Origin of the sequence: Ruminiclostridium cellobioparum DSM 1351 = ATCC 15832 (assembly GCF_000621505.1) — a bacterium.
Classification (GTDB): Bacteria; Bacillota; Clostridia; order Acetivibrionales; family DSM-1351; genus Ruminiclostridium; species Ruminiclostridium cellobioparum.
Window position 1 is genome coordinate 141,505 of the sequence record NZ_KK211293.1, and the last position, 15,516, is coordinate 157,020.

The 15,516-nt window shown below is 44.4% G+C and carries 15 protein-coding genes and 1 riboswitch; of the genes, 14 read left to right on the forward strand and 1 reads right to left on the reverse strand.

Features of this window, described 5'->3' with window-relative positions; translation table 11 throughout:
* The first annotated feature begins 140 nt into the window (after positions 1-140).
* The 14 genes from T344_RS0124250 to T344_RS0124315 all read left to right on the forward strand — a co-directional run bounded on the left by T344_RS0124250 (position 141) and on the right by T344_RS0124315 (position 14,807).
* Complete coding sequence (locus tag T344_RS0124250) at positions 141-1,736, forward strand: dockerin type I repeat-containing protein (protein WP_051572237.1); 1,596 nt, start codon at positions 141-143, stop codon at positions 1,734-1,736.
* Positions 1,737-1,987: 251 nt separating this feature from the next.
* A complete protein-coding gene (locus tag T344_RS0124255) occupies positions 1,988-3,664 on the forward strand; it encodes a 2-oxoacid:acceptor oxidoreductase subunit alpha (protein ID WP_027630850.1) in 1,677 nt (558 codons plus the stop codon).
* 2 nt (positions 3,665-3,666) lie between these two features.
* Positions 3,667-4,518 carry a thiamine pyrophosphate-dependent enzyme gene (locus tag T344_RS0124260; protein WP_027630851.1) on the forward strand — a complete coding sequence of 284 codons (852 nt, stop codon included), beginning with the start codon at positions 3,667-3,669 and terminating at the stop codon, positions 4,516-4,518.
* A gap of 43 nt (positions 4,519-4,561) precedes the next feature.
* Entirely contained in the window at positions 4,562-4,945 is a 384-nt protein-coding gene (locus T344_RS0124265; RefSeq protein WP_027630852.1) for a demethoxyubiquinone hydroxylase family protein, read from the forward strand.
* An 83-nt stretch (positions 4,946-5,028) separates the two neighbouring features.
* On the forward strand, positions 5,029-5,844 hold the full coding sequence (locus T344_RS0124270) for a family 1 encapsulin nanocompartment shell protein (protein ID WP_027630853.1): 816 nt from the start codon (positions 5,029-5,031) through the stop codon (positions 5,842-5,844).
* An 80-nt stretch (positions 5,845-5,924) separates the two neighbouring features.
* Complete coding sequence (locus T344_RS0124275) at positions 5,925-6,479, forward strand: rubrerythrin family protein (protein WP_027630854.1); 555 nt, start codon at positions 5,925-5,927, stop codon at positions 6,477-6,479.
* A gap of 208 nt (positions 6,480-6,687) precedes the next feature.
* Positions 6,688-7,623 (forward strand): DUF2935 domain-containing protein, encoded by a 936-nt coding sequence (locus tag T344_RS0124280; protein WP_004623815.1) that lies wholly within the window; start codon positions 6,688-6,690, stop codon positions 7,621-7,623.
* 169 nt (positions 7,624-7,792) lie between these two features.
* Positions 7,793-7,927: riboswitch (cyclic di-AMP (ydaO/yuaA leader) on the forward strand.
* On the forward strand, positions 7,928-8,914 hold the full coding sequence (locus T344_RS0124285; protein ID WP_027630855.1) for a C40 family peptidase: 987 nt from the start codon (positions 7,928-7,930) through the stop codon (positions 8,912-8,914).
* Between the two features lie 226 nt (positions 8,915-9,140).
* Positions 9,141-9,587, forward strand: coding sequence for a hypothetical protein (locus tag T344_RS0124290; RefSeq protein ID WP_027630856.1), 447 nt, complete (start codon positions 9,141-9,143; stop codon positions 9,585-9,587).
* A gap of 164 nt (positions 9,588-9,751) precedes the next feature.
* Positions 9,752-11,362 carry an ABC transporter substrate-binding protein gene (locus tag T344_RS0124295; protein WP_027630857.1) on the forward strand — a complete coding sequence of 537 codons (1,611 nt, stop codon included), beginning with the start codon at positions 9,752-9,754 and terminating at the stop codon, positions 11,360-11,362.
* Between the two features lie 32 nt (positions 11,363-11,394).
* Entirely contained in the window at positions 11,395-12,387 is a 993-nt protein-coding gene (locus T344_RS0124300) for an ABC transporter permease (RefSeq protein ID WP_027630858.1), read from the forward strand.
* Positions 12,388-12,476: 89 nt separating this feature from the next.
* A complete protein-coding gene (locus T344_RS0124305; protein WP_422784869.1) occupies positions 12,477-13,265 on the forward strand; it encodes an ABC transporter permease in 789 nt (262 codons plus the stop codon).
* Positions 13,266-13,279: 14 nt separating this feature from the next.
* On the forward strand, positions 13,280-14,200 hold the full coding sequence (locus T344_RS0124310; protein WP_027630860.1) for an oligopeptide/dipeptide ABC transporter ATP-binding protein: 921 nt from the start codon (positions 13,280-13,282) through the stop codon (positions 14,198-14,200).
* Positions 14,190-14,807, forward strand: a complete 618-nt coding sequence (locus tag T344_RS0124315) for an ABC transporter ATP-binding protein (RefSeq protein ID WP_027630861.1) — start codon at positions 14,190-14,192, stop codon at positions 14,805-14,807. Before T344_RS0124310 ends, T344_RS0124315 begins: the two co-directional genes overlap by 11 nt.
* A gap of 18 nt (positions 14,808-14,825) precedes the next feature.
* On the opposite strand, the gene T344_RS0124320 is transcribed toward T344_RS0124315, so the two are convergent.
* Positions 14,826-15,512, reverse strand: a complete 687-nt coding sequence (locus tag T344_RS0124320; RefSeq protein ID WP_027630862.1) for an anaerobic ribonucleoside-triphosphate reductase activating protein — start codon at positions 15,510-15,512, stop codon at positions 14,826-14,828.
* Positions 15,513-15,516 lie beyond the last annotated feature (4 nt).

The window sequence follows — 15,516 nt, forward strand, 5'->3', positions numbered from 1 at the left end:
AGTATTTTAGCAATACTTTGAAAGCGCACATGGCCAATTAACCTCCTTTATTCGCCACATTGCGATAAAGGATATAAGTTTTCATTACATTTTGTTGCCGCTAAGCGGCTCAAAGCCATAACATGGCTTAGGAGGTTAATATGCGTAAAATAATTGACAGCCCGGGTAAAAAAGCCTCCGGAAGGAGTCTTCTCATTCTATTGGTTTTAGTTTTGGCAATTTCATTTTTTCTCACTTCTGGAATCACATATGCTTCAGAGGCTAATGCAGCCGCAAATTACAAATACGGTGATGTAAATGGAGATGGAAGTATTGATGCACTTGATTTTTCACTGTTTAAAATGTATTTGCTGAAAACTATTGATTCCTTTCCGGTAACGGATGGAGAGATAATTGCCGATCTGGATGGAAAGGATTCGGTAACAGCAATCGATCTCAGCCTGCTTAAACAGTTTTTGCTGGGGCTGATAGACAAATTCCCTGTTGACCAGTCCAATCCGGTAAACATTCCCTGGAACTGGGCAGGGGTCATCGGAACGGGGCAGAGCCTTTCGGTGGGTGCACAGGCCAATCCTGCCGTGACCACCAACCAGCCCTATCACAATCTCAAGCTTTCCCTTGGAAACACGACGGTGCCTCCTTTCAATCCAAACAGTACTTCACTCAGGATGGTGCCGCTGGTGGAACCCATACGCAGTTATGCTACGGGTTATCCGGGACCTTACCCGGGAAATATTTACGGTGAAACTCCTCATACCGTTATGGCCAATCAAATAACAGCTCTGGTTCAGTCAAATTTCAGCAAGGATTACATAACGGCACATACGGTTGTCGGCGAATCGGGGCAGGGAATGGTTGCAATAAAGAAAGGCGCTGCAGATACGGGTTCTGTGGGCCGTGCCTATGCTGCTTCCATTTTCGAAGTAAATGCAATCAAGCGGCTGGCAGCCGCTGAAGGAAAAACCTACGGAGTGGGTGCAATAATTATCACTCACGGTGAAACCGATTCCGGAAGTCCTACCTACGGAAACGACCTGTATAAGCTGTGGTCGGACTACAATCAGGATATCAGGGCAATAACCGGACAAACTCAAAGCATTCCTCTGTTTGTTTCACAGCAGCATGCATACCCGAGCAACAGCGGGACTTCGGCGGGAACTCTGCAGCAGTGGAGAGTTGGATTGGACCATCCGGGAGATATCATCTGTACCGGTCCCAAATACCAGTACCCTTACTACAGTGACGGAGTTCATCTGGTAGCAAGCGGTTACCAGCAGCTGGGTGAAAAATTGGGTGAGATATATTATGAAAAGGTAGTACTGGGCAAAGACTGGCAGCCGCTCCAGCCCACAAATGTAAGCAAAAGCGGAAGGGTCATCACAGTCAATTTCCATGTACCTGTAGCACCGCTAGTATGGGATACAACCCTGCCTGCTCCAAATCAAAGCACCCTGACGGAGTGGAGAAACGGAAAAGGTTTTGAAGTGAGTACAGCCAGCGGACGTATTACAATCAGTTCGGTTGAAATATCCGGTAATGCTGTAAAAATCACATGTGCCAGTGATCTTCCGTCTTCAGGTGTCAAGGTAGGTTATGCAAATAACACAGGCGGAACAAAAAGGACAAACGGAACTGTTAGGTGGGGACTGCTTAAGGATTCCGATACCTTTAAAGGAAGTACCACCGGAATTGCACAGCCCAATTACTGTGTTGCCTTTGAAATGGCAGTGCCGTAAATCTTTGATTTTAATACTGCAAGCAAGTGGTATGAGCGTCTTTTGAACAATTAACCAAAGGGCTCGTACCACTTTTTTTCGGATTCCTTCCTGGAATTTTTCTTAAAGTGTTCTACAAAATTGGTAAATTAAATATAATTTCATGTTTACCGGCAAATTTAAAGTGGTATTTATAAACCTAAGCTGTGAATTTCGTAAATAGTTCTACATTAGGTAAAGCATTTATATATTAAACAAAAAGAGGTGGAGTTGTGAATTATAACATTTTAATCGGAGGTGCGGCAGGGCAGGGCATTGAAACTCTCTCGGCCATATTTGAAAGAATTCTGAAAAGACAGGGTTTTGAAGTATTCACAATCAGAGATTACATGTCAAGAGTAAGAGGCGGACATAATTTTATTCAGATACGTTTCGGCAGTGAGAAACTATTGTCCCATTCAGAGGAATTGGACGGCATTATTGCCATGAATGGTGAAACTGTCGAATATCATGCTGAAAATTTAAAAGCCGACGGTTTTATTATTTGCGATGAAGAAATAATAAACCAGGATTTGAGATGTATCAGACTGCCCCTTAAACAAACCGCTTCGGGTACGGGAAATACCAGAACAATGGGAAGTGTGGCTGTCGGTGCGGTTTTGGAGCTGCTTGGAATTGATGAACGGGAAACAGAAGCCGTTCTTAATGCTTTCTTTAACGCCCAACTTGCAGCATTGAATTTCAAAGCTGTTCAGGATGGAAGAAAGCTGACTGCAAGGAGACATGAGGTTATTACGGCAGCACAGGATAACAATATAATAATCAATGGAAATGAGGCTGTTGCACTGGGTGCATTGGCAGCCGGCTGTAAATTTTATTCAGCCTATCCCATGACACCCTCTACCAGCATAATGGATTACCTGGCATCAAAAATGCTGGATGCCGAAATAGTTGTGGAGCAGGCCGAAGATGAAATTGCTGCAATCAATATGGCAATAGGTGCTTCCTATGCCGGTGCAAGGGCAATGACCGGTACTTCGGGCGGAGGCTTTGCACTTAAGGTCGAGGCTCTGGGCCTGTCAGGTATGCTGGAGGTCCCTCTGGTAATTGCCGAGGTGCAGCGTCCCGGACCCACCACTGGGCTTCCTACAAGGACCGAGCAGAGTGACCTTAAATTTGTCATTTCGGCATCACAGGGTGAATTTCCCCGGATGGTAATAGCTCTGAGAAACCCCGAAGATGCTTTTTATCAGACTATCAGAGCTTTCAACCTGGCCGATAAATACCAGCTTCCGGTCATTCTCCTCAGTGACCAGTATCTGGCCGATACCACTGTAACAGTAAAACCTTTTGATTTTGAGCGGGTTGAAAGAAATAATTACATATCCGGCTATCAGTTTGATGAAGCCAAACCCTATAAAAGATATGAAATCACCCCAACCGGAATTTCACCGAGAATAATTCCGGGGAAAAATCCTGGAGCAGCTGTGCTGGTGGACAGTGATGAGCATGATGAATCGGGTCATATAACAGAATCTGCCCAGGTCAGAAACCAGATGGTGGAAAAGAGGCTCCGAAAGCTTCAACATTTGGAGGAGGAACTTCTTGAGCCTGAATTTACCGGTGCTGCCGATTGTGATGTACTGCTGCTTGCCTGGGGCTCAACCTGGGGACCGGTAACCGAAGCGGTAAACATGCTGAACAGCAATTCTGATACAAAATATGGAGCTCTTGTATTCGGAGATATCTGGCCTTTGCCCACCAGGTTGCTGGTTGAGAAAGCCAAAAAGGCCAAAAGGATAATAAATGTGGAGCAGAACGCAACAGGACAGCTGGCCTCTATAGTTTCAGAGGTCACCGGAATATTCTGCGACAGCAATGTACTTAAATATGACGGCAGACCCATGAGTTCCGGATTTATAATTGAGAAAATCAGGGGGAATGAATAACTATGTGCGATGTAAAATATTGTATTTCAGAAACAGCATGGTGTCCAGGCTGTGGTGATTTGAACATAATTGAATGTCTTAAGGCGGCATTGGAGCAGACAGGGAAAAAGCCCCATGAAGTATTGGTGGTAGGAGGAATCGGCCAGGCCGCAAAAACTCCCCAGTACATTAACACAAACGGCTTTTGCGGCCTTCACGGAAGATCCCTGCCGCCTGCCGTGGCAGCTAAAATTGTAAACAAGGACCTCACAGTAGTGGTGAATACAGGTGACGGCGATTCCTACGGAGAAGGCGGAAACCACTTCCTGCACAATATCAGAAGAAATGTGGATATAACACATTTTGTACATGACAATCAAATTTATGGCCTGACAAAAGGCCAGGCTTCTCCTACAACAGGTGTCGGCCATATAACCGGAATACAGACGGCAGGCTCAATGAATGAGCCCATGAATCCGCTTCTGGTGGCACTGGCCCTGGGCGCCGGCTTTGTTGCCAGAGCCTTCAGCGGAGACAGGGAGCACCTTACTTCCATAATGGTGGAAGCCATCAAATATAAAGGCTATGCTCTTGTGGATATCCTCCAGCCCTGTGTAAGCTTTAATAAAATAAATACATTCCAGTGGTACAGCAAACGGGTTTACAGGATAGAGGACGGATATGACGCCACAGACAGATTAAAGGCCATGGAAAGGTCCATGGAATGGGGTGACCGTATTCCCATAGGTATATTGTATAAAAACGAAAAGCAGACCTTTACCGAAAAATTCGATTTTCTTAATGGTGATAAACCGCTTATTGATAAAACAACACCTTTGGACAAGATCAAAGGGTATTTAAAAGACTTTATTTGATCATATTAATAATATTAAAATTTAAATTCAGGAGGTTAAACTTATGCCAGCTTTTGCAAATCCCTTTCAGGGAAATGTAGACCGGAAATTGACAAAAGAGGAACTGATCCAGGCAATACGTCTGGATATAGCCGGAGAACTGGAAGCCATTTATGTTTATGATGCACATGTCCAGGCCACCGACAATGAAATTGCAAAAAAAATCATCAGCGACATACGCGATGAAGAAAAGGCCCATGTGGGAGAGTTGATGACGCTTTTGAGGATACTTGATCCCCGGGAGGCGGAATTATTTGCGGAGGGGGAATCAGAAGTCAGGGAAATGCTGGAGGATCTGGGTATTTCACAGCCGCCGGCAGAGCCAAATACTCCTTCTGCCTCTCCATTAACCATAGGAAGTCTGTTAAATGAAAAGGATAATGGATAAGTAATGTAAGAAGTAAGCAGATGAATAAATGAGTTAGTAAGTAAATAAATGAGTAAATGTTAATAAATCAGGAGGTGGAGTATATGAATTATCTATCAAGAGAAGGTTCTCCTGTTTCGGGGGAACTCTGGGAACAGATCGATAAAGCGGTCGTTAAAGCTGCCCGCAGTGTTTTGACCGGCAGGCGTTTTCTGCATATTTTCGGCCCTGTTGGTCCAGGTGTCGGCAGCATAAATATAGATGATGCCGACAATGTCACTGAAGAAGCTGACGATGGCTTCATTACCACGAAGGGAAGGAAGTTCTCGGAGCTTCCGGTCATATATGATGACTTTACACTGCTGGGCAGAGACATTGAAATCCATGAGAAGTCAGGCTATCCGGCTGATCTCTCCAAAGCCATGGATTCGGCCCAGGCCTGTGCCTTGAAGGAGGATAAACTCATTTTCTTCGGAAATGAGGCCGCAGGTTATGAGGGACTTTTTACAGCTGCAGGAACAAACAAATTAAAAAGGAAGGACTGGTCGGCAGGTGAAAATGCATTTACAGATGTGGCAGCTGCAATTGAACTGCTGGCTTCGGAAGCCATTTACGGCGCCTATTCCCTGACTGTCAGCCCCGATCTCTATATGCAGATGCAGCGGATACAGGAAGGAACAGGCCTGCTGGAAATAGACAGGGTCATTAAACTGCTGGAGGGCCGCGTATATAAAAGTCCGGTCCTTGGAAAGGGCAGGGCAGCTCTCGTGTGCTCCGAACCCAGAAACATGGATCTGGTGATCGGACAGGACATTTCAACAGCCTATCTGGAGCAGAAGGATTTAAATCACAGCTTCAGAATATTGGAAACGGCATTACTTAGAATAAAGCGAAGGAAAGCAATCGTTGTATTCGAATAAAAGTGTTAATCATTATCATGAAGGATAAATAAGCAGTTCTTATTATTTAATAAATTAAATTGATAGGGAGGATTTATAAAATGTCTGTAAAAAATGCAATGACATCCGATTTTCTGCACTCGGCTTATGGAGGAGAAAGCATGGCTCACATGCGCTATCTGGCCTGGGGTGACATAGCCAGGAAAGAAGGCTATCCCAATGTTGCAAAGCTGTTTGAAGCCATTTCCTATGCAGAAAGGGTACACGCCACAAACCATTTCAGGGAAATCGGGGGAAACACAGCCGATGCCACTGTAACGGCAGGAGCTGTATTCGGTAACGGAAAAACCTACGACAATCTTCAGGGAGGTATAAATGGTGAGTTGCATGAGGTAGAGCAAATGTATCCCGTTTATCTCAATGCTGCACAATTCCAGAACGAAACCGGAGCGCAGCGTTCATTCCATTTTGCCCTGGAGGCCGAAAAAATTCATGCACAGCTTTTCAAGCAGGCGCAGGACGCAGTAAAAGAGGGCAGGGATATCCAGCTGAAATCGGTACATATCTGTCCGGTTTGCGGTCACACCATTCTTGATGAGGCTCCCGACAAATGTCCTGTATGCGAAGCAAAAAAGGAATTATACGTGGAGTTTTGATTTTTGAAAACTATTTTATAGTATTTATATAGTATAAGAGACATATGAAAACTGAAACAATTGAAAATATATGTGAAAAATATATTGGAATTGTCTCAGTATCATATGCCTCTTTTTTATATTAAGAGAGATTGTACAAAATTGTAACAATCAAAATTTTGTTAACATAATATGCTAATATAGTGAAGTTTATGAAAGGTTGTTTTTTATGCTGTCAAGTTTTGATTTTGTCCGCCAATCTCTGGAGTTGCATCTTTTTTTCGCCAGGATTATGAAAGAACATTCTTTTTTCCTCGAAGCAGGCTTTACAACAAGAGATAACAGTTTCACCAGAAAAGCCGATGAATTCAGAATGGAATTCGACAGGCTCTTAATTGATGTTGTTTCAATATCCAACGGCATTGTCAGTCAATCGGTCATCCATTCCGGTGAAGTCTTTACACCCTATACACTTGATGCCGAAACAGTATCTTCGTACTATTCCGGAGTTAGAATACCAATAAATATAACCCAGGCAGAGATTAACCTAATGGGTGGAGAAACCGTCACAATAAATCCGTTTCTGGAACAAAGGGTTGTTTCTGTTAATAATAGGGCCATCGGTCTGATAAAAGCATTGATAACCTTTAAGGAAACTATCCTGAGCAATGTTCTGTCCTGTAAAATGTTCACCCTCAATTACCCTCTGTTAATTGACCATATCATGCGGGAAGCCAGGTTGTATGTACAGATGGTTCAGCAGCTTCAAAGCAGGGAAGAAATGAGCATTGAAAAAGAAGCTCTGCAGCAGGAGCTGTTCTGGAACAGGATAATGGCAGAGCACTCAAAATTTATCAGGGGACTGCTTGACCCCACTGAGGACCAGCTTATTAATACCGCCCATGACTTCGGAAATGAGTTCGATCAGTTGACAACGGAGGCAAAGGCTGCGGTGGATATGACCATTCCTCTTGAAAAAGTAACCGAAGACAGCTTGAATGCAGTGCAAAGAATACGCGACTTCAAGGAGCAGGGTACAAAGGGTCTGCTTGAGTGCAAAATAAAATCCATAATCATTCCGCTTTTAGGTGATCATACCCTGCGTGAGGCAAATCATTTTCTCAGGCTGCTAAAACAATTCGAAGTAAAACCAATAAACAAATAAAAGTGTATTCTTTATTCCATCCAATTTATCCCACACCCCATTAAAGGGTTCAATAATATCGAATATTGTAGTATTATGAATTATGTTAACTAATTGTTAACTCATTTCATAAATAATATCTGCGAAAGGAGGCGATGCCATCAAACTTTTATAGCAAGCTGAAACAGGAAACAAAAATTTGCTGAATCCTCAATATTGAGGTACGGAGGAACCAGGAAACAGGGGGTTAATCCATTTATATGGTAGGGTGATCCTATTACCCGAACCCGGCAGCTAACTTCGGAAGCACACTATAGGAGGACTAATGACAAACAAGGTAAACAAGGTACTGGCAGGCTGTTTTTTAGGTATTTCTCTCGCATTTGTATCCTCAATTGCGATGGCGGCTACAGTACCCGGGAAAATTGCAGGCACCGATGTAAATTTAAGAAAGAATCCCACAACATCAGCTTCAATAATTTCAAAACTGACCAACTCGGATGTAACGGTCATTGATAAGTCCAATGGCTGGTACAAGGTGTCTTATAACCAAAAGACAGGCTGGGTAAGCGATGACTATTTGAAATTAATATCTGCAAATGGAACCATAAATGCAAATGGAGTTAATTTCAGAACAGGCCCTGGTACCAGTACTAAAAAAATAACTACTCTCAATAAGAACACAGGTGTGGTTATTCTTGATACTGCAAACGGGTGGAACAAAGTTAAAATCGGAACAAAGATTGGGTATGTAGCCTCCAATTTTGTAGCCAACTCTCCGGTTCAAACGGCTTCCGTTAAAGCCGCTGCAGTCAAATCCGCCACAACTACAAGTGCTTCAGCAATTGCATTAAAAACTGCCGACAAAGTATCACGTTCTGTAAATACCGCGGCTTTGGCAGCAGCAGATGCGGCAGTTGAGGAAGCACCTTCGATCAATGAACAGATCATATCATATGCAAAGCAATTCAACGGTGTCAGGTACTTATACGGCGGAAATACCCCTCAAACCGGTTTTGACTGCTCAGGGTTTATCGGTTATGTTTTCAAAAAGTTCGGAATTAACCTGAACAGATCGGCAGAAGCTATGTATTCAAACGGAATAAAGGTGTCAAAGAGCCAGCTGGAAGCAGGAGACATACTGTTTTTTGATGCATCCTCGCGCAAAGCGTCAGGCAGAATAGATCATGCAGGAATCTATATAGGCGGAGACAGCTTTATCCATGCATCATCCTCAAATGGTGCAGTACGGATACAAAAACTATCGGAATACAGAGGTACTTATATTGGTGCTAAAAGAGTTATCAAGTAAATTTATTTTGAATTTTATTATGCATTGATTAAATTTTTATAAAGCTGCAAATCAGTTGTTTCTGATTTGCGGCTTATATTTTACCCAGCGGCAGACACAACTCTTCCTGATTCATTAAAACTTCTAAAAATAGCGAACCCATTTAAAATTTAATACCTGTTAATTGCCCTGAAAATCACTATAATACATTTATAAATGCCGTTTTGATATTGAGGTCAATTCAAACTTGCCGGTAAAAAATCTTTTAAAGGGAGATAAAGACACCCAGGGCAGGGTCATTGTGACGGCGGAATATACCACTCCTGCCGGTGCAACCTCCGGAGGCAGACTCATAGCGCATCACCAGTCCACCGGAGGCACAGGTACGAGTATGGTGCTGTTTAACCCGAAAAATATCAGCGTTATGGCGTATTCCTTCAGCCCGGATAACCCCGAGGAGACCATTGCGGTTTTGCCAAAGGTAAAGCGCAGCCAGGCAGGGAAGCCAAAAAAAGTGCTGTACCCCGGGAATAGAATGTGTGAAATTATAAGTTATAAAAAGGATATAATAAATATGGTCAGCAGATATTGTCAGCGTGATAACCTGAGAGAAGATTTTGTATTGACGTATAATATTACCTGTGTTATACTCACACAGAAAAAAGTCATGAAGACTTGCATTAAATACATTTAATTTTTTTTTAACAATACGAATAACTTACAAATAAACCATGAAGGGAAGCTATATGAAATAGCTCTTTTTCATGGTTTTATTTTTGCCCGGAAGGAGAGATTCAAAAAAACCACACCCCAATTTTTATAATACAGGCTATTAAAATTTCGAGGAGGCTATAAATAATGCTAAAAAGATTTACAGTAACAATAACTGCTTTATCCCTGATTTTCACCATGCTGTTTTTTTCAGGCTGTTCAAATAGTGAACCTGAAAAAAATATGAAAGCGGATACAGAACGGGATGAATTGATTATGGCCATAGGCAGTGAACCCGACGGGGGCTTTGACCCGACCACAGGCTGGGGAAGATACGGTTCACCGCTGTTTCAAAGCACTATCCTGAAAAGGGACAGCGACATGAAAATAGTAAACGATCTGGCAACAGATTATACGGTGAGCAATGACGGACTTGAGTGGACGGTCAACCTGCGCAGGGATGTCAGGTTTTCGGACGGCAAGCCTTTGACGGCAGAAGACGTGGTCTTTACATATGAAACAACAGCCAAAAGCGCTTCGGTAGTCGATCTGAATATATTGAAAAGTGTTACGGCCCTGGATGAATACACAGTTAAGTTTACACTTAAAAATCCCCAGTCAACCTTTATAAATATACTGGTCAATACGGGGATTGTTCCAAAACATGCATACGGCAGCGATTACTCACAAAAACCGCTGGGTTCGGGACCTTTTAAATTTGTTCAATGGGATAAGGGCCAGCAGTTAATAGTGGAGGCAAATCCCCAATACTATGGAAAGAAACCTTTCTTCAAAAAAATAACATTTCTGTATTTAAGTGAGGAAGCCGCCTTTGCCGCTGCTCAAGCGGGTGAAGTGGATGTTGCGGCAATCGTTCCTTCCTATGCCGGGCAAAAGGTCACGGGTATGAAGCTGCAAGCGGTTGAAAGTGTCGATAACCGCGGCATATTGTTCCCCTATATAAAACCGGGCGAAAAAACAAAAGACGGTTACCCAATCGGTAATGAAGTAACTTCGGACATAGCAATAAGAAAAGCAATAAATTTTTATGTTGACCGCAGCAGTCTTGTTGACGGGATTTTAAACGGGTACGGCTCTCCGGCCTACAGTGTATGCGATAAAATGCCGTGGTGGAATCCCGACACTGTAATCAAGGATGCGGATGAAGCAGGTGCAAAACAAATATTATCGGAGGGCGGCTGGAAGGATTCCGACGGTGACGGCACCCTGGAAAAAGGAGCTCTAAAAGCGGAGTTCAATCTGATCTATCCGTCGGGGGATCAAATACGCCAGTCTCTTGCCATAGCAGTTGCCGACAGGGTGAAATCAATCGGAATAAAAATAAATGTTGAGGGCAAGAGCTGGGATGATATGGAAAAACTCATGTACTCAAATGCCATAATGTTTGGCTGGGGAAGTCAGGACCCTATTGAAATGTATAATCTGTACAGCAGCAAATACAGGGGAGTGGATTATTACAATTCCGGCTTTTATATGAATCCAAAGGTAGATGAATATCTTAATAAGGCCATGTCCTCAATAAGTGAAGCAGATGCTCTCCAATATTGGAAGAAGGCTCAATGGGACGGAAGCACAGGCTTTGGTACAAATGGAGATGCTCCCTGGGCATGGCTTGTAAATCTTGATCATTTGTATCTGGTAAAAGAAAAGCTCAACATCGGAAAACAAAAGATTCATCCCCATGGACACGGCTGGCCTCTCACCGACAATATTGAAGAGTGGCACTGGGAGAACTAGTGGAATTACAGTTTGACAAAGGAGTTTCAAGTATGGTGCAAGCAAGTCTTTTTAAATTTATTATAGGAAAAAGTATCAGAATAATATCGCTGCTGGCTGCCTTGTGCCTGCTGTCTTTCGTGCTTGTGAGCCACTCTCCGGTCGATCCGGTGCAGGCTTATGTGGGAGCGGATATGGCCAAAGTGAGTCCCGAGCAGAGAGCCAAAATAGCTGAACATTGGGGGCTGGACAAGTCCCCGGCTGAAAGATTTGTATTATGGGGGAAGTCCCTGTTGCAGGGAGATATGGGCACCTCAATGATATACAGGGCACCTGTCACCGATGTAATCAAAGAACGTTTCCAGGCATCGCTGGCGTTGATGGGAATAGCATGGGCATTGTCGGGGATTCTGGGATTCTTAATGGGAATAGCTGCTGCCATGCTGCGCGGAAGCTGGCTTGACAAGCTTATCAAATGGTATTGCCTTACGCTTGCATCCACACCTACATTCTGGCTGGGGTTGCTGCTGCTCATAATATTTTCCGTCTGGCTCGGTTGGTTTCCCGTTGGAATGGGAGTGCCTGCCGGAGTCCTGAAAGAAAATGTCACATTGGCCAACAGAATTAATCATATTATTTTACCGGCATTGACACTTAGTATCATTGGGGTGGCCAATATAGCACTTCATACCAGACAGAAGCTTATTGATGTTCTTGAGAGTGATTATATTCTATTTGCACGGGCCAAGGGCGAAGCAGGCCTGAAACTACTGTGGAGGCACGGACTCCGCAATATAGCATTACCCGCAATAACGCTGCAGTTTGCTTCTCTCAGCGAGCTTTTTGGCGGATCTGTACTGGCCGAACAGGTATTTTCGTATCCGGGGTTGGGACAGGCCACGGTTCAGGCCGGTCTGAGGGGTGACTTGCCGCTTCTTCTTGGATTGGTGCTTTTCAGCGCCATATTTGTATTCACCGGGAACCTGATTGCAGATATTATATATAAACTTGTAGATCCAAGGATCAAGGAGGGAAATGCAATATGAGTGAGATTTCTGCAGTTACACGTGATAGCCGGAACAGTAAATTCTTTAAATTTATTCCCGGGCTCAACAGAAGACAGCGTACTTTGCTTATGATCGCATCCTCTGTGCTTGTCCTGGCCGCAGTTATAATGGCAAGCCTGCTTCTGGACAATGAAAAAATAGCCACGCATTTTGATGAAAAAAACCTTGGTCCGTCCCTTGAACATTTTTTCGGCACCGATTGGCTGGGAAGGGATATGTTCACCCGCACGGTGAAGGGGTTATCCTTAAGTATTTATATAGGTTTGATAGCCTCGGCCGTCAGTGTGGTTATAGCTCTGGTGCTTGGTATGAGTGCGGCAACCATGGGAAAGACAGTTGACAGGGTCATTACCTGGATTGTGGATCTTTTTCTGGGAATGCCTCATCTCGTGGCCCTGATACTTATTGCATTCACACTTGGAGGCGGAGCAAAGGGAGTAATCATAGGAGTGGCATTTACCCATTGGACCAGTCTTACCAGGGTCATACGTGCAGAAGTACTGCAGTTAAGATCGGCTGAATTTGTTCAAATTTCAAGACATATGGGAAAAAGCCGCTGGTGGACAGCCTTCCACCATATACTCCCGCATCTGGTGCCACAATTTTTTGTGGGTTTTGTGCTGTTATTTCCTCATGCCATACTTCATGAGGCCTCAATAACCTTTCTGGGCTTTGGCCTTTCACCGCACAAACCGGCAATAGGCGTTATTTTGTCAGAGGCGATGAAGTATCTTTCGACAGGTATGTGGTGGCTGGCATTCTTTCCGGGACTCTCACTATTGATAATAGTGAGGGCTTTTGACATAATAGGTGAGAATCTCCGCCTGCTTATTGATCCCCACCATGCACATGATTAAAGGAGGCGGCTTATATGCTGAAAGTTAACAATCTTTCAATTTCATTTATTCAATATCAGGCAGGTTTGAAGCAGAGGAACCTGCAGGTCATTTCGAATCTCAGTATTAAAATTGATGCAGGTGAAATATTGGCTGTTGTGGGATCCAGCGGTTCGGGAAAAAGCCTCCTTGCACATGCAATACTGGGCATACTCCCCAAGAATGCCATGGTATCGGGCTCCATGCTGTACAAAGGGGCGGAACTTACACCCGAGATACAAAAGAAACTGCGGGGGGCAGATATAACCTTGATACCACAATCGGTTAATTTTCTCGACCCGTTAATGAAGATCGGAGAGCAGGTCCGCTGTTCAGCCGGCAGCGGCAATCCCCGTGAAAAGCAAAAAAGTATATTTAGAAGGTATTCACTGGACGAAAAGGCAGAGAACCAATATCCCTTTCAGCTCTCCGGCGGGATGGCAAGGAGAGCCCTGGTTGCGTCGGCAGTTGTCGGCGGGGCAAGACTGATAATTGCAGACGAGCCTACACCCGGCCTGCACCCCCAAATAGTAAGGGAAACCCTGGGACATTTGAGGGAGCTGGCCGATGACGGCTGCGCGGTGATGCTTATAACTCATGACATAGGCACAGCCCTGAGTGTGGCTGATAATATTGCTGTTTTTTATTCGGGAACTACGGTGGAGATAGCTCCCACAGCAGATTTCAAAGGAAGTGGTGAGGCGCTGAGACACCCGTATACCAGGGCTCTGTGGAATGCCTTGCCCCAAAATGAATTTCAGCCTGTTGAAGGCTTCCAGCCGTCACACAGTGGGCATCTCAAGGAAGGCTGTCTCTTTGAACCCAGATGTTCACAAAGCTCACAGGAGTGTAAATGCAGCACACCTGAAATCCGTGAAATTCGCAAGGGAAAAGTGAGGTGTCATAATGCAACTTAGAGCTGAAAATATAAGTTTCAGATATGGAAAAGGGGATTGGATACTCAAAGATTTCAATATTGAACTCAATCAGGGAGAAATTCTGGGTTTAACAGGTCCCAGCGGATGCGGCAAATCAACCCTGGCAAAAATTCTCGCCGGATATGAGCGGCCTCTTGGAGGCTCTGTGGAATTGGACAGCCGGAGTTTTCCCTCAAAAGGCTTTAATCCTGTGCAACTGGTTTTCCAGCATCCTGAAAAAGCTGTAAACCCGCGCTGGCAGATGCACAGGATACTTAGGGAAAGCGGCTGTCAGGACGATTCCCTGTACAGGTCTCTGGGAATAGAGGAGTCCTGGATGAAAAGATGGCCCAACGAGCTTTCAGGCGGCGAATTGCAAAGATTTTGCGTAGCCCGCGCACTGACCCGGCAAACCAGGTTTCTCATTGCAGATGAGATGACAACCATGCTGGATGCAATCACTCAGGCGCAAATATGGCATGTGGTGCTGGAATACGCCAAACAAAATAACATGGGCGTTTTGGTGGTAAGTCATGAAAACCGTCTGATTGAACGTCTCTGCGACAGAGTGGTATGCCTTCGGGACAATGCTGCTGGGAGAACATGATTTTGTCATTAAATTCCGCTAACAAACGGTATTGGGTTGATATTCTTTAATCAGTTCAGAAAATGACTTGATTTCTTCCTGGAAATAGGGTTTTTCCATGATCCTTGAACTGTCACATTCCTTATAATTTTCAGGGAGCCTATAGCGGTTCAGGACATATTTGGGAACTACCGGAAGCTCCCTGGACATACTTATCAGGTCTTCCTTTCCAAGCTGGGGAATGACGGTGGTCCTGACCTCAAAATCAACCCCGGCGTCCACCAGCAGCTGTATTGTTTCCTTTACAGTCCCGGCGCCGGCACCGCTGCCGCAGATCTCTTCATATTTGGCGGCAGGGGCTTTGTAATCCACAGCAAAATAATCGCAGAGCCCATTATCAAGTATTTGTTTAACGGTTGGGGGGGAAGAACCGTTTGTATCCAGCTTTATTTTGTACCCTGATTTTTTAATTTTTCTTATGAACGGAATCAGGCCGGGCTGTAAAGTGGGTTCGCCGCCTGTAATAACAACCCCGTCCAGTAAGCCTGCCCGCCTGCGAAGGAAACTCTCGACATATCCGGTTGAAAGTACCTCATGAGTTCCCTCCAGTATGGAACGGTTATGGCAGTAAAAACAGTCGAAATTGCAGCCGGGCGTAAACAATACGCAGGAGACCATGCCCGGATAATCCACCAGCGAACTCTTGACCATACCTGCGATCATCATATCC